21 protein-coding genes are annotated in these 24,758 nt (G+C 41.7%); 19 read left to right on the top strand and 2 right to left on the bottom strand.

The window, feature by feature from the left end; translation table 11 throughout:
* Positions 1–3: 3 nt before the first annotated feature.
* The 11 genes from H6550_12370 (at position 4) to H6550_12320 (ending at position 11,896) form a co-directional block, all read left to right on the top strand.
* Positions 4–1,062 carry a hypothetical protein gene (locus tag H6550_12370; GenBank protein ID MCB9046918.1) on the top strand — a complete coding sequence of 353 codons (1,059 nt, stop codon included), beginning with the start codon at positions 4–6 and terminating at the stop codon, positions 1,060–1,062.
* A complete protein-coding gene (locus H6550_12365; protein ID MCB9046917.1) occupies positions 1,047–1,802 on the top strand; it encodes a ChbG/HpnK family deacetylase in 756 nt (251 codons plus the stop codon). The genes H6550_12370 and H6550_12365 overlap by 16 nt, the downstream gene beginning before the upstream one ends.
* A 35-nt stretch (positions 1,803–1,837) precedes the next feature.
* Entirely contained in the window at positions 1,838–2,710 is an 873-nt protein-coding gene (locus H6550_12360; protein MCB9046916.1) for a polysaccharide deacetylase family protein, read from the top strand.
* Between the two features lie 26 nt (positions 2,711–2,736).
* The gene (locus H6550_12355; protein ID MCB9046915.1) at positions 2,737–3,906 is read left to right on the top strand and encodes a glycosyltransferase family 4 protein; all 1,170 of its coding nucleotides are present in this window, start codon (positions 2,737–2,739) and stop codon (positions 3,904–3,906) included.
* Between the two features lie 25 nt (positions 3,907–3,931).
* Entirely contained in the window at positions 3,932–4,846 is a 915-nt protein-coding gene (locus tag H6550_12350; protein ID MCB9046914.1) for a glycosyltransferase, read from the top strand.
* A 44-nt stretch (positions 4,847–4,890) separates the two neighbouring features.
* Positions 4,891–6,327, top strand: coding sequence for a hypothetical protein (locus H6550_12345; protein MCB9046913.1), 1,437 nt, complete (start codon positions 4,891–4,893; stop codon positions 6,325–6,327).
* Positions 6,324–7,442: a glycosyltransferase gene (locus H6550_12340; GenBank protein ID MCB9046912.1), complete on the top strand. Its 1,119-nt coding sequence runs from the start codon at positions 6,324–6,326 to the stop codon at positions 7,440–7,442. The genes H6550_12345 and H6550_12340 overlap by 4 nt, the downstream gene beginning before the upstream one ends.
* Positions 7,443–7,463: 21 nt before the next feature.
* A complete protein-coding gene (locus tag H6550_12335) occupies positions 7,464–9,188 on the top strand; it encodes a carbamoyltransferase (GenBank protein ID MCB9046911.1) in 1,725 nt (574 codons plus the stop codon).
* 30 nt (positions 9,189–9,218) lie between these two features.
* Complete coding sequence (locus tag H6550_12330; protein MCB9046910.1) at positions 9,219–9,974, top strand: glycosyltransferase; 756 nt, start codon at positions 9,219–9,221, stop codon at positions 9,972–9,974.
* A gap of 11 nt (positions 9,975–9,985) precedes the next feature.
* On the top strand, positions 9,986–10,921 hold the full coding sequence (locus H6550_12325; protein MCB9046909.1) for an NAD-dependent epimerase/dehydratase family protein: 936 nt from the start codon (positions 9,986–9,988) through the stop codon (positions 10,919–10,921).
* An 81-nt stretch (positions 10,922–11,002) separates the two neighbouring features.
* Positions 11,003–11,896: a UDP-GlcNAc--UDP-phosphate GlcNAc-1-phosphate transferase gene (locus H6550_12320; GenBank protein MCB9046908.1), complete on the top strand. Its 894-nt coding sequence runs from the start codon at positions 11,003–11,005 to the stop codon at positions 11,894–11,896.
* 17 nt (positions 11,897–11,913) lie between these two features.
* Here the strand turns inward: H6550_12320 and H6550_12315 are convergent, their stop codons facing one another.
* Positions 11,914–12,426 carry an RNA methyltransferase gene (locus H6550_12315; protein MCB9046907.1) on the bottom strand — a complete coding sequence of 171 codons (513 nt, stop codon included), beginning with the start codon at positions 12,424–12,426 and terminating at the stop codon, positions 11,914–11,916.
* 160 nt (positions 12,427–12,586) lie between these two features.
* Here H6550_12315 and H6550_12310 point away from each other — a divergent pair, with 160 nt between their 5' ends.
* The 5 genes from H6550_12310 (at position 12,587) to H6550_12290 (ending at position 18,232) form a co-directional block, all read left to right on the top strand.
* Positions 12,587–12,889, top strand: coding sequence for an ATP-dependent Clp protease adaptor ClpS (locus H6550_12310; protein MCB9046906.1), 303 nt, complete (start codon positions 12,587–12,589; stop codon positions 12,887–12,889).
* A gap of 153 nt (positions 12,890–13,042) precedes the next feature.
* A complete protein-coding gene (locus tag H6550_12305; GenBank protein ID MCB9046905.1) occupies positions 13,043–15,220 on the top strand; it encodes a S9 family peptidase in 2,178 nt (725 codons plus the stop codon).
* Between the two features lie 14 nt (positions 15,221–15,234).
* The gene (locus H6550_12300; protein ID MCB9046904.1) at positions 15,235–16,179 is read left to right on the top strand and encodes a YihY/virulence factor BrkB family protein; all 945 of its coding nucleotides are present in this window, start codon (positions 15,235–15,237) and stop codon (positions 16,177–16,179) included.
* Complete coding sequence (locus H6550_12295) at positions 16,151–17,548, top strand: hypothetical protein (GenBank protein MCB9046903.1); 1,398 nt, start codon at positions 16,151–16,153, stop codon at positions 17,546–17,548. The genes H6550_12300 and H6550_12295 overlap by 29 nt, the downstream gene beginning before the upstream one ends.
* Before the next feature lie 75 nt (positions 17,549–17,623).
* The gene (locus H6550_12290) at positions 17,624–18,232 is read left to right on the top strand and encodes a redoxin domain-containing protein (protein MCB9046902.1); all 609 of its coding nucleotides are present in this window, start codon (positions 17,624–17,626) and stop codon (positions 18,230–18,232) included.
* A gap of 80 nt (positions 18,233–18,312) precedes the next feature.
* On the opposite strand, the gene fusA is transcribed toward H6550_12290, so the two are convergent.
* Positions 18,313–20,457: an elongation factor G gene (gene fusA, locus H6550_12285; protein ID MCB9046901.1), complete on the bottom strand. Its 2,145-nt coding sequence runs from the start codon at positions 20,455–20,457 to the stop codon at positions 18,313–18,315.
* Between the two features lie 278 nt (positions 20,458–20,735).
* Between fusA and H6550_12280 the strand changes: the two genes are divergently transcribed.
* The 3 genes from H6550_12280 (at position 20,736) to H6550_12270 (ending at position 24,504) form a co-directional block, all read left to right on the top strand.
* Entirely contained in the window at positions 20,736–22,202 is a 1,467-nt protein-coding gene (locus H6550_12280; protein MCB9046900.1) for a trypsin-like peptidase domain-containing protein, read from the top strand.
* A gap of 217 nt (positions 22,203–22,419) precedes the next feature.
* On the top strand, positions 22,420–23,553 hold the full coding sequence (locus tag H6550_12275; GenBank protein MCB9046899.1) for a beta-ketoacyl-ACP synthase III: 1,134 nt from the start codon (positions 22,420–22,422) through the stop codon (positions 23,551–23,553).
* 24 nt (positions 23,554–23,577) lie between these two features.
* Positions 23,578–24,504 (top strand): dialkylresorcinol condensing enzyme DarA, encoded by a 927-nt coding sequence (locus H6550_12270; protein ID MCB9046898.1) that lies wholly within the window; start codon positions 23,578–23,580, stop codon positions 24,502–24,504.
* Positions 24,505–24,758 lie beyond the last annotated feature (254 nt).

The raw sequence follows: 24,758 nt of genomic DNA, 5'->3' as shown, positions 1-24,758 counted from the left end.
AGCATGAGTGCACTCGTATATAAAAAGTTGAAAGAAGAAGAAGTTGAAGCTGTAAACAGCTTGAACGATGTGGGAGTGGAAACGTGGCGTAATGAGTTCTTCTCTCCTTATAAGCCGGTTAGTTTCGTTATTCAATGTACGGATACGGAGAAAAACGAAATGGTGGGATGTGAGGGTTATGTAGATTATAAGCTCATGCTTAATGGCGAGATGGTGCAGACGCATAGAAGCGAGCGTACCCTGGTGAACCCCAACTATCGTGGACAAGGTATGTTCAATAAACTGGTAGAGGGTTGTGATGAACTGGCCATTGCCTCACACTCTCATATGTCATGGGGGGCAACTGCTGCACTGAAAGCCTTTGAGCGTGTAGGATTTGATAAGTTCACAGGTTTTCGCAATTATATATTCTACCCGGTACTATACTCTGTCGGGGAAAAGGTAGGCTTGATGTTTAAATGGAGCGAATTGCTCAATCCGTTTAAAGTATGGAAGATACGTAAGGAAGGGAAGCTAAAAGATGTCAGGAAGCTACTTTCCTTCTTGTCTATGCTGAAAGGTGCTAAGAAGCCGAAGGTAATAGGTAATGTAACGGAAGTGCCGATCGACTACGATGAAATAAAGAAGATGGTGGCCAATGGTGGTAAAGATGAATATTATCTTTCGCCTGAAGAATCTCTATTTAAATGGTTGGGTGAGAAAGATAAGAGCTATACACAGCTTGGGCTTTCGATAAATGGAGAATTGATAGGGCATTGCATCTACAAAGCAGAAAAAGAATTCGGCCATATACACGTGGTAGACATCTTCAGTAAAAAGCCCGAGTATTTTCCTGCTATTCTTGAATATGTAGCGAAAAAAGAAAAAGGTAATGGTATGCTGAGCATATTTGTACCTGTTAATGGTGCTAACCCCACTCATGCTTTATATATAAATGAGGTTAGTGCCCTTGGGGTGATGAATATCCAGAAAGCGGGGAACTTTGTAATAAAGACGCTGGACAGGAAAGAGAAGATAACCATCGATAAATTAGCGTTGACCGATCTGTGGCTGGAGTTATAATCAATAGTGATGATTTCGGGTATAATCCCGAAACCAATGAAGCTATAGAAATGGCTTTTGATAAAGGGTATATCAGCTCTACCTCAATGCTCACCAATTTCAATGAGGGCTTTGCAGATGCCCGTACCCGGATCAATAACGGGTCTGTTTCATCTGCTGCAGTTGGTATTCATCTGAACCTGACAGAAGGGACGCCTCTTACAAGCGGTATTAAGACTCAAAGCAGGTTTTGCGATGGACGGGCTTTTCATGGCAAAGCAAGGCAAACTAAAATGTTCAGGCTGAATGACGAGGAATGCAAAGCTGTGCATAATGAATTGAATGCTCAGTTAGAACAGTTTAAAACACTTGGGTTCCCTCCCTCTCATATCGACTCGCATCATCATGTACATACAGAGTGGGCTGTTATGAGTATTGTTGCAACACTCGCAAAAGAACACAATATAAAAAAGATAAGGCTAAGCAGGAATACAGGTGCAGGTATCAGTAAGTTTAAAAACATGTATAAGCTCATCTTCAACAAAATGTTGGTTGCAAAGGGTTTCCGTTGTACACAACTTATGGGGGATATAGATGATTATATGAATAGCGGCTTGCCGGGGAATGCTATTGCAGAGATAATGGTACACGCAGTTTTTACCGACGGAATGCTTACAGATATGGATGGGAAAGAATTAGGTAAAAAGTTGTCACAATTATCTTTTGACAGGTCCAGCTTAATGAATTTTAGTCAATTGTGATTTATACAGGGTTCCCCTGTTGAAAAATATTTGTCATGAAGAAAAATAATATGCCACCAATAGTTGCGCTGCATTATGTCAGCGATGATCCGGGACTGGATTCATTGAAGCCATGGGTGGTAACTCATGCGTCCTATAATATGCTGCTCGATTACCTGGAGGATAATGGCTACACTACTATCGGGTTTGAGGATGTGAAGTTGGGAAATGTACCGAAGAAAAGTGTGATACTAACATTTGATGATTGTGCAAAACAATTATTAGATTATGCAATACCTGAGCTGGTAAGACGTAATATGAAGGCTGTTTTTTATATGCCTACAGCACGAATAGATGGTATTAATCATTGGGATGCAAAACATGGATTGCCCGAGTTGGACATCATGAATGAAAAAGACCTGCAAGATATTGTTGCTGTGGGTATGGAGGTAGGCTCTCATGCACACTACCATATAATGCTGGAGGAGCACTCTGGTAACCGGGTTAAAGAAGAACTAAGTAAGAGTAAAGCTATTTTGGAAAAGGTGTTGAACAGGCCTGTTATCTCTATTGCATACCCTTTTAGCTCAGTACCTTCTGATTATAATGTATTGGTAAAAGCAGCTGGATATGATTTCGGGATCGCCGTGGTAGCCAACAAGGAAACAAGGTATGCGTTAAGGAGGTGGATATTTGACGATACAGATACAATAGATTCTATAAAATGGAAAATGTCTGCATTGTATGGATTATACAGGCCTTTTAAGGATAACTACGACTTTTATAAGACTGCGTTGGCTCGCGGCATATACCAACAATATTCAAGGCTGAAGAAGATGTTGCTGAATAAAGCCCTGGTACTCTATGCACTGGATAGTGCAATTGGTATTGATGCAATGGATATTGCCGCATGTTGCGAGGTTATATAATGAAGTGTAGGTAAGTCTGAGCAATAATGAAACTCGCTATAGTTACTACGCACCCCATACAGTATAATGCTCCCTGGTTCCGGTTGCTTGCACAGCAGGATGGTATCAGTGTAAAGGTTTTTTATACGTGGGAGCAGTCTGCAACTTCCGCCAAGTACGATCCAGGATTTGGCAAGGTCATAGAATGGGATCTTCCTTTGCTGGACGGGTATGAGTACACATTTGTGAAGAATGTTTCTGCTGAGCCGGGCTCTCATCATTATAAAGGTATCATCAATCCATCTTTGAATCAGGAAATAGAAGATTGGGGGGCGGACGCTGTTCTGGTATTTGGTTGGCCATTCAATAGCCACCTTAAGTGCATGAAATATTTTCATGGTAAAATACCGGTACTGTTCAGGGGCGATTCTACTTTGTTAATTGAGGCAGGTGGGATAAAAAAGATACTGCGCAGGCTCTGGCTGAAGTACATTTATTCTTTTGTTGATTATGCCCTTTATGTAGGAGCTAATAATAAGACCTATTTTAGGGCGCATGGTATGAAGGAACGAGAATTGATATTTGTTCCTCATGCCATAGATAATGAACGCTTCTCAGGTAATGCTGCAGCTAATGAACTTAAAGCGAAACAATGGAGGCAAGACCTGGGAATTGCAGACGATGAACTTACCGTAGTATATGCCGGGAAGTTTGATACAGTGAAGAATCCTTCTTTTTTGTTAGAAGTAGCCAAAGTATGTAAGACACCCGGGGTGAGGTTTATACTTATCGGTAATGGTCCCCTTGAGGCAGATATGAAACAAAGCGCCATTGATGACAGGGTTATTTTCCTCGATTTTCAGAATCAACAGAAAATGCCTGTTGTGTATCGCCTGGCAGATGTGTTTGTCATGTCATCAGTAAGTGAAACGTGGGGGTTGGGTATCAATGAGGCCCTGGTCTGTGGATGTAAGATAGTGACGAATAATAAAGTGGGTTGTGCCACAGACCTGGTAAAAGATGAAGATACAGGAATAGTTATAGAGCGCGGAGACGTACATGCCGCAGCCGGATATATAAATGAACAAATCAAACTAAAAGCGCAGGGCAGGTTTGTGAAGAATATAAAAGAAAGCCTGTTGCAAACATATTCATTCGCTACGATCGTGGCGAATATCTCTTCTTTGTTGAAACAACTGGAACAAGGAAAGAAATGATCGGAATTGTAAATTATTAGTAATAATGCCTGGGATCAGTGTCATATTACCTGTGTATAACGGGTTGCCTTATTTGAAAGAATCTGTTGAAAGTGTTTTAGCTCAAACATATAATGATTTTGAGTTGCTGGTACTGGACGATTGTTCCGCAGATGGTTCATGGGAATACCTGGAAAGTATTTCAGACCCAAGGCTGAAATTATCCCGTAATGATGTGAACAAGGGGCTTTTTTATAATCTCAATTTCATGAGTAAGAAAGCCGAAGCGCCGCTTGTAAAGCTTTGGTCCCAGGATGATTATATGGTTCCCGAGGCTTTGGGTAAGATCGTTGCTTTTCATAAAGAACATCCCGGCTTGGGTATGAGTTATACGGCTGTAAAGATCATAGATGAAAATAGTACTGTAGTAAAAGAAGCCAAGGAAGACATTACACCTACAATTGTAGATCAGGAAACACATGCCCGAATAGCCTTCAGGTGGGGGTCTATTGCCGGTAATATAGCTAATGTTACAATTGCAAAAGAAGCATACAATAATGTTGGCTACTTTGATGAGGGAATGAAGATATGTGGCGACTTTGATATGTGGGTGAGAATAGGTGAGTTTTATAATATTGGTTTTATGAATGAGCCTATTGTCTATCTGAGAAGTCACTCAGGCCAGTTAAGCAGGCAAGAGGTGTATTATATAAAACACGTCGTCGAAGATATTATCGTTTATAAAAAGCTATTTGCATACATTCCTCCGCAACTTAGAAGTGAGGGTTTGAGGGATATGAGGGAATCAAAGTTGGTATTTTATTATACTTTGATGATGAATGCATTAAAGAAAAGCGGAGTAAAACTCGCATATCAGTTTTGGAAGGAAATAAGCAAATTCGACAACCCATTTATCCTTACGTGGTATTTTGTCAAGGTGAAGGTATTGCACATTAAATAATGTATCAACTGGTTCGAAGCTTTAGATTGATCTAACGGAAATAAATGGTAGGAAATAATCAACAAATTAGTGTACGCAAGAACCCTATAGGGCAACTGGACGGTGCAATACTGGTATTGTTCTTCTTGTATGGACTTGCATCGCAGTATACACTGCTAACGCTGATAGCAGGTGTTGTATTTGTAGTGCTGCTGAAAAGCCTTTGGAAGCCATATACCCCTCCTGTTTTCTTATATTTTATTGGTTTGCAATGGTTACAGGTCTTTGCATGTATTTTGTATGCTGACTTTTTGGGGGAAAAAATGGACGTACTTTTCGATAGTTATGATCTTACATTTCTTTTTACAGTCACATTCTTGCAGTTGCTCGCAATAATATTTGTCCTCAGGAACTATGTCCGACCCCAGGCGAGACGGGTAGTGAACCGGGATGTAATGAGGGAAGCGGTCCAACAACTGAATACAAAGAATGTAATCATTGGCTACATCGTAATGGCAATTGTCCTGCCTCTCGTGCCGGTATTAACACGAGGTAATGCTTCTCTTTACCAGTTGGTTGTTTCATTTGGTATATTGAAATATGTTTTTCTGGCATTATTGGTGTTTATTTTGTTGTTGAAGACCGATACCAATAAGCCTCTAATTGTTGGTATATTGTTGTTTGATTTTGTTTTGAGCTTTGCCTCTTTTTTCTCTGATTTTAAGACTTTGTTGATCCTGATCATCATCGTGTATTTTACAGTTAACCCGAATTTGAGCCGCAGAGCCATAATGCGTATGGTGCCCATTGTGGTAGCCCTCTTGTTTTTTTTCTCGTTTTGGTCATATGTAAAAGGCGGGTACAGGGCGTACCTAAACCAGGGGTCAGGTGCTCAGGTGCAAACAGTTAGTAACACCGAGGCATTGGTATATATGTTTAACCAGGTAGTGAACTTCGATGTTAGCTCAGTATGGGATGGTGCAGCCATTCTATTATCAAGGGTTCAGTATATGGAACGATATTCAGAAGTGTACAAACGAGTACCCTCTGAAATTAACTATAAGGGTGGCGAGGAACTTCTTTCTGTTTTTGAATTTCTTTTGGTACCCAGGTTTATAAATCCTGATAAAGGTGTTAAAGATGCATCGCTGAGAACTTCCTATTATACGGGCAAGCGCTTTTCCAGTTCTTCACAGGGAACCTCTATATCCATGGGATATTTTTGTGATTTTTATATCGATTTTGGGCTGTACTTTATGTTTATCCCGATCATATTCCTTTACATGTTGATCGGTAATGTGTATAAACGTATCATAAATGCAGATAAGTACAATATTCTTTTGGTGTACGCAATTGCAATAGGTTTTTTCTTAAGTCTGGGTGCTTTTGAGTCTGATAGCCTTTTCTTTTTGGGTAAGTTGAGAAACAACCTCGCATTTATGGTTATTGGCTATTATACATTCTTTACACCATTACAAAAGTTTCTGCTCAGTAAAAAGTGAGGGTATTAATAACTTACCAGTATTTTCTGCCTGCATATAAGGCTGGGGGCCCGGTACAGTCTATTAAGAATACTGCAAACTTCCTATCCTCAATACAGGACGTAGAAACGTACATACTATGCTCTGATGCAGATATGGACGGAACAAAGTCAGATGTACAGCTTGATTGCTGGACAGACTTCCAAACAAACGTTAAGGTCTATTACAACAGTGTTTCAGGCAGCAAGACAGAAATATTGAACATCATAGAAGGTATAAAGCCTGATGTAATATTTATTAACGGTCTTTACTCAATGCTTTACACCATATACCCACTAATGTATAAAGGCAACGCACGCAAGATATTATCGGTGAGAGGAATGTTGCATCCCGGGGCTTTATCACAGAAGAGTGCTAAAAAGAAAATATTCCTGACAGCATTTAAAATGTTCGGGTTGCATAAAAACTGTGAGTACCACGCCACAACTGATGAAGAAACTGGTTATATAAAGGATCTATTTGGCGGTGATAAGAAAATATGGATGGTGCCCAACCTGCCCAATGTGCAAGACTATCAGAAACCCCTTAAAAAAGAATATGGCTCACTTTCACTTGTGTCTATATCCCTGGTAAGCCCGATGAAGAATATTTTGTTGGTGCTTAAGGCGTTGAAGAACTGTAGGTCTGCTATCAGCTATATGATATTTGGCCCAATTAAGGATAGTGCATATTGGGATGAGTGTCTTGCCATAATGAAACAGATGCCTCATAATATTCTGGTACAATATAAGGGTGAGATCGAGCCTTTGAAAATTCATGAAGCACTGAAGGAAGCACACTATTTTGTACTGCCTAGTAAAAGCGAGAATTTCGGCCATGCCATATACGAGGCATTATCTGCAGGCAAGCCTGTGATTACCAGCCACACCACACCATGGAATGGATTAGAGCAGGCCGGAGCAGGCTATAATGTAAACCCTGAAGACCTGGCACCCTTTACTGCATTGATAGATAAAATAGCTGGAATTCAGGACAAAGAATACGAACAGGCGACACTTAATGCCCGGAAATACATAACAGAACAATACGATCTGGAAAAAATAAATAGTCAATACAAAAAAATGTTCTCCGTATAGGGAGGGATAAATAAAAATAAGATGACGATTTTAGGAATTAATGCATACCATGCAGACTCAAGTGCGGCAATTTTTGTTGACGGTAAACTGGTAGCTGCTACTGAAGAAGAACGATTTACCCGTGTGAAACACTGGGCTGGCTTTCCGGCCCTGGCTATTAAGTTCTGCCTGGAGGAAGCAGGTATTACCCTGCAGCAATTAGACCACATTGCCATAGGCAGAGACCCGAAAGCAAAGTTCAAAAGCAAGATGGCTTTCCTGGCAAAGAATCCACTGGCAAATGTTGGTATGGTTATGGATCGTATCAAGAATGCGAAGAATGTTTCTTCGCTCGAAGAAGAGTTTGCAAAAGCATTCGGGGTAACTGCGGAGATGATAAAGCCTAAGATTCACCAGGTAGAGCACCACCGCAGTCACCTGGCATCTGCATTTTTTGCCAGTCCTTTTGATGAGGCCGCAATCCTGTCTATTGATGGTTCGGGTGACTTTACAACTACTATGATCGCTGTTGGCAGGGGTAATAAGATAGAGGTGCTGGATTCGGTAGATTTCCCTGTGTCAGCAGGTTTGTTTTATACTGCATTTACACAATATCTTGGCTTCCCACACTATGGCGATGAATACAAAGTAATGGGGCTTGCACCATATGGCGAGGCCAAGTTCGTGGACGAGATAAAGCAGATGCTCCATTTTACAGATAATGGTTTGTTCAGTTGGGATCAGAAGTATTTCACCTCACCTACCAAGATAAAACTGGATTACGAGAATAACATCCCTACAGTATCTCAATTGTACACTGATAAGATAGAAGGTGTTTTTGGTCCGGCAAGACAAAAAGGAGATGAACTGACACAAAAGCATAAAGATATAGCTGCTTCTGTACAGCGTGTATGCGAACAGCTAATTATGCATATACTTAACCATCTACAAAAAAGAACAGGATTAAAGAACGTATGTATTGCTGGTGGGGTAGCGCAAAACTCAGTTGCTAACGGTAAGATACTTTCAAGCACTCAGTTTGAAAAACTATACATCCCGTCAGCGGGTCACGATGCAGGTATTTCTATGGGCGCGGGATTATATCTATACAACCATATCCTTGATAATCCTCGTGCTGACGCTATATATAGTGCATATACGGGTAGCAGGTTTACTAACGAGCAGATAGAAGCCTATCTGAAAGAAAGGGGTATTGCATACACTCGTCTCAATGACGATGAACTGTATGATAAGATAACGGATAAACTGATAGAACCGGGAGTAGTAGGCTGGTTTTCCGGCAGGGCTGAGTTTGGCCCCAGGGCTTTGGGCGGAAGAAGCATTATTGCTGATCCCCGCAATGACAAGGCAAAAGAGTTGCTTAACAGCAAGATAAAAAGGCGCGAAAGTTTCCGTCCTTTTGCACCATCTATTCTCAGCGAGTATGTAGGGGAATATTTCACAAGGGTAGAGGACGTGCCTTTCATGGAGAAGGTGCTGCCGATCAAGCCGGAGAAATACGATGAGATACCTGCTGTTACCCACGTTGACGGCACCGGCCGTTTGCAGACGGTTATGAAAGATGTCAGCCCGAGGTACTATGCATTAATAGACGCCTTCAGGAAAAAAACAGGCACGCCTATCTTGTTGAATACATCGTTCAATGAGAATGAACCTATCGTTAATACGCCCGAAGAAGCGGTGAACTGCTTCCTGCGTACAGATATGGATATGCTCGTAATGGAAAATATCATTCTTGAAAAATAAATGTACTGCCGTAAGTAATACAGGTTATTAATGAAGATAAGTATCGTAACGGTAGTTTATAATTGTGCAAACACCATTCGTGGTTGCATTGATAGCGTGTTGGCGCAGGATTATGATGATGTGGAGTATATCATCGTAGATGGTGGTTCAAAAGATGGAACTGTTGATGTGGTGAAGAGTTATGAGTCAGGTATAGCACGTTTTGTTTCTGAAAAAGATAATGGCATATACGATGCTATGAACAAAGGCATACGTATGGCAACGGGTGACGTAGTAGGTATTTTGAATGCCGATGATTTTTTTTACAGTAATGACACCCTCAGCAAAATAGCAGCAGCTTTTAAAAAAGAACCGGAGTTGGATGCGACGATAGCGGATATAGTATTTGTCAATGATACTAATACCCGCATACTCAGGCATTATCATGCTCAGAAGTGGAAACCTGCGAAGTTTGCCTGGGGATTCATGCCTCCGCACCCTTCGTTCTTTTGCAAACGTCATTTGTTTGATAAGCTGGGTTATTACAAAACTGATTATAAGATTGCGGCAGATTACGAACTGCTGATTCGTTATCTTTATGTCAATAAGATAAATTTCAGATACCTGCCTGTCATGACAACAAGGATGAGGATGGGAGGAGTAAGTACCAAAAACCTCAATAGCATCATCACGCTGAACAAGGAGATAAAAAGAGCTTGTGAAGAAAATCATTTAAGTACGAATTACTTCATGATATATACCAAGTATATTTTTAAACCGTTCGAGTTTCTATTGAACAACCAATGATCACGACACCTATGAAAATACTCATTTCCGGAGCCTCAGGGTTTATAGGTACAAACCTCAGGCAATACCTCGATAAGCACATGCCGGGTATCACCTTCTGCATGCTGGTTCGTAAAAAGACAGGCGCAGGACGAGAAGTGCTGTGGGAAGACCTGCATACTACATCGCTGGACGATATAGATGCTGTTATTCACCTGGCTGGTTTGGCACACGACACTAAAAATACCAATGACGATGCGGCATATTTCTTGGTCAATTTTGAATTGACAAAGATGCTGTACGACTGGTTTCTGAAAAGCAAAGCCAAACGCTTCATATATGTCAGCAGTGTCAAAGCTATTGCAGATGTGGTTCAGGGTGTACTGACAGAAGAGGCTGAGCCTTCGCCGGTAACGGCTTATGGTAAGTCCAAGTTAAAGGCGGAAGAGTATATTCAACAGTTGTCATTAGGGGTTACAGATAAGAAATTTTACATACTCAGGCCATGCATGGTACATGGTCCTGGAAATAAAGGTAACCTTAACCTGTTCTATAAATTCGTTTTGAAAGGCTTGCCTTATCCTTTAGGAGCTTTTGAGAATACACGCTCATTTCTGAGTGTCGATAATTTCTGTTTCGTCTGTGAGCAATTGCTTACGGAAGATATTCCGAGTGGTGCATATAACCTGGCTGATGACCACCCTTTGTCAACAAAGGAGCTTTTCAATATTATTGCCGATACTTCGCAACGTAAAGCACGTATATGGAATATTCCTCGTGGGTTGGTCAGGACGATGGCGTGTACCGGAGGTTTATTTAAACTACCTGTCAACGCTGAACGTCTCGAAAAGCTGACTGAAAGTTATGTTGTCTGTAACAGGAAAATAAAAGCAGCTTTGAAGATAAAAACTATGCCGGTTGGTGTGAAAGAAGGTATAGCAAGAACTATTTCTTCATTCGAAAAATAAAAATAGGTTTTGTCATCAGCTCAACTCATACATCTCGCCCTGCTTCCTGTTTTAGCAGCTGTCCTGTTAATATATTTCAGGTTGGCTGTTAAGTATAGGATCATCGATAAACCTAATGACCGTAGTTCACACGTAAAACCAACCATTCGCGGCGGTGGTATCATTTTCCCGCTGGCCATTTTGGCTTTTGCCTTTTTCAATTCCTTCGCATATCCGTATTTTATATTGGCGGTGATGCTTGCGAGTGGTATCAGCTTCATGGATGATATCCGGGATATGCCGCGTGGACTCCGTTTTGGTATCCATATTTTGGCTGCATTGCTTATTCTTTACCAGGCAGGCATTACTACCGTTCCTATTATACTCGGTATACTCGCATTCATTTATGTTGTAGGTGCGGTAAATGCCTACAACTTCATGGATGGCATAAATGGCATTACAGGATTTTACAGCCTTGCCATATTACTACCGTTGATGCTTACGGAACAGGTAGATATCAATACAAAGTTGCAAACCTATGTACTCATGTCTTTGGTTATATTCCTGTTCTTCAATGCGCGCAAAAAAGCAAGGTGTTTTGCAGGTGATGTAGGCAGTGTTTCTATAGCAGTCATTATATGTTTTATGCTGGTGCAACGCATTATTACTGCCGACGATTATATATATATTGGTTTCCTTGCTTTGTACCTTGTAGATACAGGTTCTACATTTATACAGAGGTTAGCCTCAGGCGAGAAGGTTTTTGAGGCACACCGTAAACATCTCTTCCAGCTGCTGTCAAACGAAATGAAAATACCGCATCTGTTCGTGGCAGTTTTATATGCCATTTTGCAACTGGGTATTAACTATATCCTGATATCAACGGAGGCAGGCGTGCCAGGATTGATAATCCTGTTTGTCATCCTGATCCCTGTATATATCGGTGTGAAAGTTATGTTACTGAAAAAACACCGTAAAGCTTTGCAAGCTTCTTAGCCGGCACTGGAACTACACTACTTTTTGTTTCTCACCAGTTCCCACAATACCACCCCAAGACTTACGGATATATTCAAAGAGTGCTTACTACCCCATTGAGGTATCTCAATGCAGGCATCAGCCAAACGCATTACGTCTTCATTTACGCCACTCACCTCGTTACCGAATACAAGTGCAATTTTGGTTCTATGTTTAAAATCTGTGTCATTGAGCAAAGTGCTGCCATGTGCCTGCTCTACGGCTACTATGCTATAACCTTGATCCTTTGCAGCAGCTGCTGCATCCAAAGTACTGCTGAAATATTGCCAGTTTACGGTTTCTGTAGCACCTAATGCTGTTTTGTGTATGTCCCTGTGCGGTGGGTGAGGCGTATAGCCGCATAGATATAGGCTGTTCACCATAAACGCATCACAGGTACGAAAAGCAGATCCTACATTATGCATGCTCCTGATGTCATCCAGGATGATGATAAAAGGCTGCTTTTCAGCTTTTTGCATCTCTTCATTGCTCAGTCTGTTCAGCTCTTCCATCTCTTTTTTGATAAACATATATGCGTTTTTCTGTGTGTATATTATGTGGATACAAAGGTAGTTGTAATTGGTTAATAGGCTAAAAATATAGAGATGAATTAAATGTATTTAGATGGTGTTTTGTATCTTTGCCCCGTTAATAATAAAAAAAACATTGAAAATGAACACCTTTTATCAGCCACAAAGCAGTAATCAGTGGCAGACTCAGGAGTATGAAGATCAGGATGTATTGGTAGAGTCGTTACATAACCTGATTGTTTGGAATGATGAAGTAAACACTTTTGATCATGTTATTGAATCACTGATGGATATATGCGAGCATAGCCCGGAACAAGCCGAACAATGTGCTTTGTTTATACATCATAAAGGAAAATACGGGGTAAAAAAAGGTAGCTTTGAGTTGTTGCGGCCAAAGGCAGAAGCCCTTATAGACAGGGGGATACAAGCCACTATTGACTATTAGTAATATATTTTGAATATGCTTACGGCGCCTGTGTGTTAGCACAGGCGCTATTTGTTTATAGAAAATCACACTGCAAATACCCCCGGTAAGTCATTGATACATTTCCACCTCTGAATATAAGATGTTATTTTTGATAGAATTCAACGATATTCTATGCGACACTTACTATTGCTTGCAGCACTGTTCGTCTGCCAATATACATTTGCCCAAAAGGGAGAAAAGCTGATAACGCTTGACGACCTATGGAAGAATAATACCTTCAGTATGAAGTCTGTTCCTGGTTTTAATGGCATGAAAGACGGGCAGCATTTCTCTAAACTTGAAAACAGTGATAAGCATCAGTCGATAAGTATTTTCGAGCTGTCAAACGGGAACTGGGTAAGCACCGTTTTTAACAGCAAAGAATCTAAAGTAGATGGCAAGGAGATACAGGTCGCTGGTTATCGTTTCAGCGAAAAAGAGAACAGGTTGTTATTGTTTACCGAGCCTAAACATATATATCGTCATTCTACTTACTATAAAACGTATGTATTCGATATTGCCCGCAAAGATATTGTTGCTTTGGATGATGAAAAAGTACTACACGCAAGTTTTTCGCCTGACGCATCTATGGTTGCTTATGTGCAGGACAACAATCTGTATGTAAAAGAACTCGCAACCGGTAAAAGAACAGCCATAACAACTGACGGTAAATGGAATCATATCATTAATGGAAATTGCGATTGGGTGTATGAGGAGGAGTTCGGCTTCACGCAGGCTTTTCAATGGTCGCCCGATGGTAAGCATATAGCCTACTACCGCTTTGATGAAACCAAAGTGCCGGAATATACATTACCCATTTACAATGGACTGTACCCCGAAAATTATACATACAAATATCCTAAGGCAGGAGAAGACAATTCTGTTGTCGAGATACGGATCTATGATATGGCAACAGGTGCGTCTGTAACTGTCAATACAGGAAATGTAACGGACCAGTACATTCCACGTATCAAATGGACAAAAGATCCGAATGCTTTGTGCGTATATAGGTTAAACAGGTTACAGAATAAGCTGGATTTATTACTGGCAAATACCGGCACAGGTCTCACCAATGTTATCTATACAGAAACTAATAAGTACTACATTGACATCAACGACAACATTGAATTCCTGCCTGATGGACACTCGATGATCTTCACCAGCGAGCGCGATAAATACACTCACTTGTACAATTGGGATTGGAAGACAAGGGAGTTGAAAGAGCTTACACCGGGTGCTTACGATATTGACAACATAGTCGGCATAGATGTAAAGCGTAAGGAAGTATATTATACAGCAGCTGAGAATTCACCACTGGAAAGAAAGATGTACTCAGTAAACTTTTCAGGTAGGGGCAAAAAATTACTGACGGCTGAAAATGGTACACATGAGATAACACCTGTTGAAGGGTTTAACTATTTCCTGGATAAGTATTCTACGCTGACAGAACCTCCGGTATATTATCTGCGTAATAACAGTGGTAAGATCATTCGTACATTGGAAGATAATATCAAGTTCGCGATTAAGTTGCAGGAGTATGCCCTGGGTAAAGTGCAGTTTACCACCTTTAAGGGTGCCAAAGGAGATGATTTGAATGCATGGGTAATTACTCCTCCAGATTTTGATAAGAATAAGAAATACCCTGTGTTTATGCACCAGTATAGCGGACCGGGTTCACAACAGGTATTGGACCGCTTCCCATTGGGCAATTATTTCTGGCACCAGATGCTTGCGCAAAATGGGTACATTGTTGTTTGTGCTGATGGTACCGGAACAGGCATGCGTGGCGAAGAATTTAAGAAAAAGACTTACCTGCAACTGGGTAAACTGGAAAGCGACGACCAGATAGCTGTGGCCAATGATGTCGCGAAACTCCCTTATGTAGATAAAGATCGCATTGGCATCTGGGGCTGGAGCTATGGCGGTTTTATGAGTAGTACCTGTCTGTTCAAAGGCAACAGAACATTTAAGATGGCTATTGCTGTTGCGCCGGTGTCCAACTGGAGATATTATGATAATATCTACACAGAAAGGTATATGCGGACGCCAGAGGCTAACCCGTCAGGCTATGATAATAATGCCCCAGAAAAGATGGTAGACGGCCTCAAGGGTAAATTTCTTCTCATACATGGTACTGCCGATGACAACGTACACTTTCAGAATGCAGTTATGCTGACAGAGGCTATGATACAGGCCAATAAGGAGTTTGAAAGCGAGTATTACCCTGATAAACATCATGGCATTTCTGGGGGGAATACACGTTATCACTTATATAACCGTATGACAAATTTCATTCTCAACAATCTTTGACCTTACTTTGAGGTATGACGGTGCTTGAGAAAAAAATACTGGATTCTCTGCCGGTACGTTTATTGTTCAATTTGGCCAAAAGGGTCAAGGTTCCGGGCAAGGAAAAATTATCCCTTTATGAGATAGGAAGGTTCTTTATTGTAGAACTTGGCAATAACCGTTTGTTCGAAAGTTGCGCGGCCGTGACCTACAATTTTGTAATGGCACTGCCTCCTACATTACTGGTGTTATTTTCTTTGGTGCCATACTTGCCGCTGCATGGTGTGCAGGCTGCAATCTTAAATGCACTGAAACTTATAGCACGGAACGAAAGTTTGTATGAAAGTATCAGCCAGGTCATTATCGACTTTATGAATAATGAAAGGGGAGAGGTCCTTTCTTCCGGTATCTTGCTGACACTTTTCTTTGCTTCTAATGGCATGATGAGCCTGATCCGTAGTTTTGAAAAACTGCATCTGTCAGTCTATATAGATACGCCATGGTATGTACAGCGTTGGCAGGCTATTAAGCTTACTGTATTGTTGCTTTTAGTGGCCATCATGAGCATAATTGTGCTTATCATACAAAGCCAGGCACTCAACGAGATACTGTTGCTGATATTTAATAACGTCTGGGTAGTGAGGTTGTTAAGTGTTTTGATAGTTTCAACCATATTGTTTACCTCTATTGCCATCATATACAGGTATGGGCCTTCATTGAGCGAGCGGGTAAAGTTCTTTTCACCGGGTGCTATTGTTGCTACTTCGTTGTGCATTATTACGTCTACCATTTTTTTCTTTATGGTAGATAACTTTATTCACTACGACAAGGTGTACGGCTCTATCGGTACACTTATGGCATTTATGGTATGGATATGGCTCAATACATTGGTGATACTGATAGGATACGACCTTAACGTGAGCGTGATGATGGCAAAAAAACACAGGGAGGATGAAAGTCATGAGGATAGCGGGAGTTAGTATTGTTGCAGGAATGTTATTATTGTTGGTGCTGCAATCCTGTAGCAGTGAGCCCGACTTGCCACGCAAAGTAGTATTTACAGAGCATGTGGCACCTATTATATTCAACAACTGTACTATCTGCCACCGTCCTGAAGGTATAGGCCATTTCGACTTGCTAACTTACCAGGATGCTAAACGATACGCTTCGGGCATTGCATTTGCTGCAAAAGAAAGATTAATGCCTCCATGGCCGGCAGACCCTTCATACCGGGAGTTTGTAGGGCAGAAGCTCCTCACCGGTTACGAAATAAAAGTACTCGAGAAGTGGTTGGAAGATGGTTTGGAAGAAGGCCCTGCTGATAAACTTCCGCCTATGCCGGATTTTCCTTCTGGTTCCTTGTTAGGCGAGCCCGATGTTCATTTGCCGGTACAACCGGTGCATCTTGAGGCAAATAGCTCCGACAAGTTCCTGATCGTAAAGGTGCCTTTCGAGCTGCCCAGGGACACTTATGCAAGGCTGGTTGAGTTTGTGCCAGGCAGGCATAACGTAGTGCACCATGTTAACGGAGATATGGTTAAATACGAATTCAATAAGAAAGCAAACGTGTTCGAAGGTGAACGTGTCACAAATATGGCATTGGACAGCACCATAAAATTGGCTTTTGAGAATCTGGGCCTGCCCAATGACGATGGTACCTACCCTGTGTTACAGAAATCAGTAGTAAATTATCTGCCGGGTACCTATGGGCAGGTTTATCCACCCGGTATTGGTGGTTATTCAATACCCCGCAAAGGTGCTTTCCTGCTCAACGACCTGCATTATGGCTTCACAACAGACGAAGCACTGTGGGATAGTTCGTACATAAATATATTCTATGCTAAATCGCCACCCAAAAGGCCGGTACAGGAGTTTCAGATGGGTACGCTGGGGGTGTCGCCTGTAGAGCCTGACCTGGTTATTCAGCCCAATACCATAAAACAAGTGTCTACCCGCCTGATTATTCCCGATGATATATCATTGCTGACCATTAATCCTCACATGCACCTGCTGGGCAAGAGTTTTAAGGCATATGCTATACCGCCCAACGGGGATACGATAAAGCTCATATCCATCCCTCGCTGGGATTTTCATTGGCAGTATTTCTACACGTTTAAAAAGATGGTGAAAATACCGAAGGGTACCACTATTATTGCCGAGGGGGTATATGATAATACGCGCAGGAACCTTAATAATCCTAATAGCCCACCACGCCTGGTGCAGGATAACGATGGTAGTATGCGTGCCACTGATGAGATGTTCCAGTTCATCATCACCTATGTTATGTACCAGAAGGGAGACGAGAATATAAGTCTCGAAAATGTCTCTCTGAATAACATTGGCCAATAAAAAAATTGGCTGTTTAGCGAACATTGCTGAAATTAGTGTACTTACATTATTTTATCTGTTTGAAAATATTATATCATGAATAAACTATTTACGCTGGCATTTGCTGCATTCATCAGCTGTTCTGCCATTGCCGGAGAGAATATCAAAAGCATTGATATCGGCACAAAGATCCCAATGGCAACCGCCAAAATGAGGTCAGTAGACAAAAAAGAAGTATCGTTCAATGATGCCAAAACACAATCCGGCCTGTTGGTGATGTTCTCCTGCAACACCTGCCCATACGTTATCAAGAGCCAGGCGCGCACCAAAGAGATGGTCACATATGCTCAAAAAGCAGGACTAGGTATTGTGATCGTAAACTCTAATGAGGCAAAGCGCGATGGAGATGATTCGTATAAGGCTATGACTAAGTATGCTAAAGATCAGGGCTATGATGTGCCATATGTAGTAGATGAGAACTCTCAGCTTGCTGACGCATTTGGTGCAACACGCACACCTGAAGTTTACCTGTTTGATGGTAATGGCACACTGATGTATAAAGGAGCAATGGAAGATAATCCGGCCAATCCTTCAGAGTCTACTCAACTATTTTTGAAAGACGCAATAGACAAGATGACCACAGGTATGGTACCTGATCCTGGCACCACTAAATCAATAGGCTGCACAATTAAGAGAGTATCTTAATTAATAGAGAACGAAGAACGACTGAAAAATAAAAAGCCCCTGCATTGCAGGGGCTTTTACTATTATGGTAACTGCCGTTATTACTCGGCGCTTACTTTACCTTTTGCTTTTGCTACTACCTCATCCTGTATATTTTTAGGAGCTGGAGAGTAGTGGCTGAACTCCATTACCGAAGATGCGCGGCCTGAAGACAGTGAACGCAGTTGGGTTACATAACCAAACATTTCGCTCAGCGGAACTTTAGCCTTGATCACCTGTGCACCGTTACGGCTGTCCATACCTTCCAGCATAGCACGACGACGGTTAAGGTCACCTGTTACATCACCCATGTATTGTTCAGGGGTGATTACCTCAACTTTCATGATCGGCTCAAGTATTTGAGGCTTGGCTTTTTTACCCGCTTCACGGAATGCACTCTTAGCACAAAGTTCAAACGCCATTGCATCGGAGTCAACTTGGTGGAAAGAGCCATCAAACAATCTTACTCTCAAGTTGTCGACAGGGTATCCCGCCAACACACCTGTTGTCATTGAAGTTTGGAAACCTTTCTGAATAGCAGGGATGAATTCTTTAGGGATGGAACCACCGAAGATATCATTGATGAACTGATACTTACCGTTTCCTTCTTCTTTCAAGAAAGCTTCGTCAGCAGGTCCGATCTCTATCTGAATATCGGCGAATTTACCCTTACCACCTGTTTGTTTCTTATATGTTTCACGGTGCTGAATTTGCATTGTGAAAGCCTCTTTGTAAGCAACCTGAGGAGCACCTTGGTTGATCTCAACCTTGAACTCACGTCTCATACGGTCAACTATGATATCCAAGTGAAGCTCACCCATACCTTGAAGGATGGTTTGGCCTGTTTCTTCGTCTGTATTTACACGTAGTGTAGGATCTTCTTCAACAAGCTTGGCAATGGCCATACCCATTTTCTCAACGTCAGCCTTGGTTTTAGGCTCAACTGCAATCGCGATAACCGGATCAGGTATGAACATGTTCTCAAGTATGATCGGATGATCTTCATCACACAAAGTATCACCTGTTTTGATGTCTTTGAAACCTACTGCTGCACCGATGTCACCTGCCTCGATCTTCTCGATCGGGTTTTGCTTGTTGGCGTGCATTTGCATGATACGGCTGATACGCTCTTTACGTCCGCTACGCATGTTGAATGCATAAGAACCTGCGTCCAACTTACCGCTGTAACAACGGAAGAATGCCAAGCGACCAACGAATGGATCAGTCATGATCTTAAATGCCAATGCAGCGAAAGGTTCGTTTGCATCCGGCTTACGGGAGATAGGCTCACCTGACTCCGTAGTACCATTGATAGCCTCGATATCAACCGGGCTAGGCAGGTAACGGATAACCGCATCCAAAGCTGTTTGTACACCTTTGTTTTTATATGCAGAACCACAAAGCATTGGGATGATACTTAGATCGATCGTTGCTTTACGGATAGCTGCGTGTATCTCTTCTTCAGTAATTGTATCAGGATCGTCGAAGAATTTCTCCATCAACGCATCATCATATTCAGCTACTGCTTCAACCAACTCAGCACGGTATTGGTTAGCTTCATCAACCATGTCTGCAGGTATTTCACCTTCGGTATAAGTCATACCTTGAGTTGAGTCGTCCCATACAACGGATTTCATTGTAATAAGGTTAACGATACCTTTGAAGTTGTCTTCAGCACCGATAGGCAACTGAAGAGGAACAGCTTTTGCACCCAACATGTCACGCACTTGCTTAACAACCATAAGAAAGTCAGCACCGATACGGTCCATCTTGTTTACGAAACCGATACGAGGAACTCTGTAACGGTTAGCCTGACGCCAAACTGTTTCAGACTGAGGCTCAACGCCGTCAACCGCTGAAAACAATGCAACAAGACCGTCCAATACACGCATAGAACGCTCCACCTCAACCGTAAAGTCAACGTGGCCCGGAGTATCGATGATGTTGAACTTGTATTGTTTTGTATCATCTACAGGCTGGCCCTGTACGGTAGGGAAGTTCCAGAAACATGTTGTAGCAGCAGACGTAATGGTAATACCACGCTCCTGCTCCTGCGCCATCCAGTCCATTGTGGCAGCACCGTCGTGCACCTCACCTATTTTGTGGTTGATACCGGTATAATAAAGTATACGTTCTGTCGTAGTGGTTTTACCCGCGTCAATGTGCGCTGCAATACCAAAGTTGCGCTGTAAGCGTAAGTCTGCCATTGTTTAAATTATTGTATTATAAATGGTTTTTTAAATGAGGTGCAAAGGTAGTGAATTTTTGGATTGAAAAAATTTGTATTATTATTAGTCAGAAGTATTAAGATTAATATAATAAGATGTTGCGTTTGGATGCCTGAGCAACTTTTTATGGTTCAGGAAGGTATGCGTCAGTTATTACTGTTAAAGCTGTTTTAACTGCCCTGCTTTTAACAGTTTTATAATAAGTACAGGTTGTAAATTTGTACATACAACAAAGCAAAAGCATAAAAGGAGAAACTATGAGATCAAAACTAATTCCGGTAATTCTGACAGCAGCGCTCACATCAGTATTCACGCTGTTCCTGGCAGGTCAGTTTTCAGGACATCATGATTTCAGCCAGGCCAGGGGAAAAACTTCATTACCCGTTAATTACGTTAATTACGAGGGCAATGTCACGGCAAGTACTCCTCCTGCCGATTTTCAACCTGCAGCAGAAGCGTCGGTGCAGGCAGTTGTCCACATCAAAACAAAAACCAATGGTAAGCAGGTAGTTGTGAGGCGCCCGACTATTTTTGGAGACATATACCAGGATATGTTCCAGCCGCCGCAAATGGGTGCGGGTTCAGGAGTGGTTATTTCTCCTGACGGGTATATTGTCACCAATAACCACGTTGTGGCAGGAGCTGATGTTGTGACTGTTACTTTTAACGACAGGTATACTACAGATGCAAAACTGGTAGCTACCGACCCGGCAACCGATATTGCGGTGCTTAAAATAGAAGGCGAGAATCTGCCTTATATGGAATATGGCAACTCTGACGATGTCCGCCTGGGACAGTGGGTATTGGCCGTAGGGTATCCTTTCACGCTCGATGCCACAGTCACAGCAGGTATAGTCAGTGCCAAAAGCCGCTCTCTGGGTATCAATAGGTCGCAGTCTGCAGCTGCCATAGAGTCGTTCATACAGACAGATGCAGCCGTTAATCCCGGTAACAGTGGTGGTGCATTGGTCAATACAAAAGGGCAGTTAGTAGGTATCAACGCAGCAATAGCGTCCCCGACAGGTTCGTTTGCGGGATATTCTTATGCTATTCCATCCAATATTGTCAAAAAGGTGGTTGAAGATATAGTAGACTATGGTGCGGTACAGCGTGCATTTTTGGGTATCAGTTACATAGATATTAAAAATGCTTCACCCGAGCAGATTAAAGAGTTACAACTGGATCGGAATAATGGAGTATATGTGGCAAATATCTTCGAAAATGGTGCAGCAGAAAAAGCTGGCTTGAAAAAAGGAGATTTTATTGTCGCTGTTAGTGGTAACCAGGTCAACACTGCTCCCGAACTGCTGGAGCAAATAGCATTGTATAAACCGGGTGATAATGTCAGCATTACATATGTGAGAGACGGCAAACCGGTACACACCACAGTGCAACTGAAAAACATTGATGGTAACACCACTATAATAAAAAATGACGCAAGAGCCAGAGTATTGGGTGCTAAATTGAGAACCTTGAATAATGCAGAACTTAAGCAGTTGAATATCAGCGGTGGTGTAATGGTCGAAGAGATCGAAGAGGGGATTTTGTCTCACCAGACCGGTATGAAAAAAGGATTTGTTATCACCAAAGCCGGAAACAAAGCGGTTGCTTCGGTAGAGGAGTTACAAAACATACTTGCCGGAGCCTCGGGCAACCTGAGACTTACAGGGATCTATCCGGGGCATAATGGTATGTTCTATTACGGGATACAATTAAATGAATAATTGTCTTTTGTTTAATATAATTACCTGATATTTGCAGCAATAGCCCAACAAAAAGGGGCTATTGTTGTTTTTAAAATATATAAACTCTATAACGGGAAATGTACTATTTTCAAGGCTTTGGGGTTAGATGCGTACATATTCGCATCAATATATTTTTCATGAGTTAGTAAAGCAACTGAGAATAATTATTTTTGCAAGTCAAATTGAATTTCAGATAGTGAGACCTGTTTATATAACGCGCCTTTCAAAGTTTTTGCCAAACGAGCCCGTACCCAACAATGAAATGGAGCAAGTACTGGGAATGGTTAATGGCAAACCTTCTAAGGCGAGGGCTGTGGTATTGAGGAGCAATGGTATCAAAACACGCTATTACGCATTCAGAGATGGCAAAAGCACGCATAAGAATACCGAACTTGCGGCTATTGCTATCAAACAACTGTTTGACGAGAAAATACCTATCAGCAAATTAGAATTACTTACTGCCGGTACCGGATCAGCCGAACAACTGGTACCATCTCATGCGTCTATGGTGCATGGTGAGTTAGGCATCCATAATGTAGAGATCATATCAACTTCAGGAGCCTGCTGCAGTAGTGTGCAAGGCTTGAAATACGCCTTTATGTCCGTTGGTAGCGGTATGGTAGATTATGCGGTAAGCGTAGGCTCGGAGAAAGTATCTACTTGGATGCATGCATCCAGGTTTCAGCCTGAGGCAGATAATCACATCCGCCTGGAGGAAGACCCATATATAGCTTTTGAAAAAGATTTTCTCCGCTGGATGCTGAGCGACGGGGCAGCTGCGGCTTTGGTACAAAGCACACCCAATGACGATAGTGTGTCTCTTAAGATAGAATGGCTCGAGATTACATCGTATGCAAACGAGTTTGATGCTTGTATGTATGGTGGTGCCGTGAAAGCAGATGATGGTTCTTTGATTAGCTGGTACGATATGCCGGTGGAAGAGTGGGGCAATCAGAGCGTTTTTTCTCTGAAACAGGATACTCGCCTGTTGGGTGATAATATCGTACCCAAGGGTGGTGAATTCCTCAAAGAGTTGATGGAGAAACATAATATCACCGGTAATGACGTTGATTATTTTCTGCCACATATGTCCAGTGAGTTCTTTAAGCAGAAAATTAAAGATAGCCTGGCAAATGTCGGACTTGACCTGCCTGATGATAAATGGTTCTACAACCTTACCCGCGTGGGTAATGTCGGTAGCGCCTCTACCTTCCTGATGTTGGAAGAACTTTTTAACAGCGGCAAATTAAAAAAGGGAGAACACATATTGGTAATGGTGCCCGAGAGCGCACGTTTTTCTTATGCATACATCTACCTTACGGTGGTATGATGATCTAACCCACTCATTTGCCTGATGAAGAAAAGGATATTGGTATTATATTATTCCCAATCGGGCCAGTTGAGGGATATCCTGGATAATATACTTTATGACATTCAGCACAAAGTGGAGATCGATGTTGTGCAGGTTGAAATGGAAAATCCATTCCCCTTTCCCTGGACTTCGGCTACATTTTTCGATGCAATGCCGGAGTGTGTAGAATTGATACCATCAGCGATAAAACCTCTGCCTCATGAGGTAATGAACAATCACCACGATTTGGTATTGTTTGGATGGCAGCCTTGGTTTCTTAGCCCTTCTCAGCCCACTACTTCATTTTTGAAAAGCCAATATGCTGCTATACTGAAAGACAAACCTGTCATTACAGTTATAGGTAGTCGTAACATGTGGCTAAATGGTCAGGAGCAGGTAAAAGTGATGTTAAAAGAAGTCGGGGCTAAGCTGGTTGGAAATATCGTCTTAACAGATACTAATTCAAACCTTATTTCAGTACTAACCATAGCGCGCTGGGCTTTTACCGGACAAAAAGCAGCTTCCAGCATTTTGCCTGAGGCAGGTGTTCAGACACCGGATATCAAAAATGCACAGCGTTTTGGTATGCAGATATATAAACATCTGGAAAATAATAGGTTAGAAGTATTACAAAAGGAATTATTAATGCAAGGCGCGATACATCTGGACCCTGGTCTGGTTATATTGGAAAAAAGAGGAATCAAGAATTTCAGGAAATTTGCAAAGTACATCCGAGAGAAAGGTGGGCCGCTTGACCCTAACAGGAAGAGCAGGGTGAAAATATTTCAATATCTGCTCACAGTGATCATATTTATACTATCTCCTATATCTTCATTTACCGCCATGATACAGATGCATCTGCAAAAAAAGAGCCTCTTGAGAGATGTAGAATATTTTAAAAATCTGGCCTACCAGGAAGATATGCTATAGTTATAAGCAGATAAAGGTATAGTGTAAAAATCTACATTTAAATTAGCTGATTTATTTTCCACATGAAGTATCAGTTTTACCCGGATTGGTAACCGGTAGAACGTACTTTTCGGCTAACATTTTTTATGTAATGAATAATTCAAATGTGTTTCTACGGACATGTGACAATACAGCTTTATGGATATAACACTTGTTTTTGCTGCATTGTAGCATTAAAAGGTTTGAAAACAGCATGTTTTATGACATAAAAACGA

Source organism: Chitinophagales bacterium (assembly GCA_020636495.1).
Classification (GTDB): domain Bacteria; phylum Bacteroidota; class Bacteroidia; order Chitinophagales; family Chitinophagaceae; genus UBA5543.
This window is presented reverse-complemented; position numbering and strand designations above follow the sequence as displayed.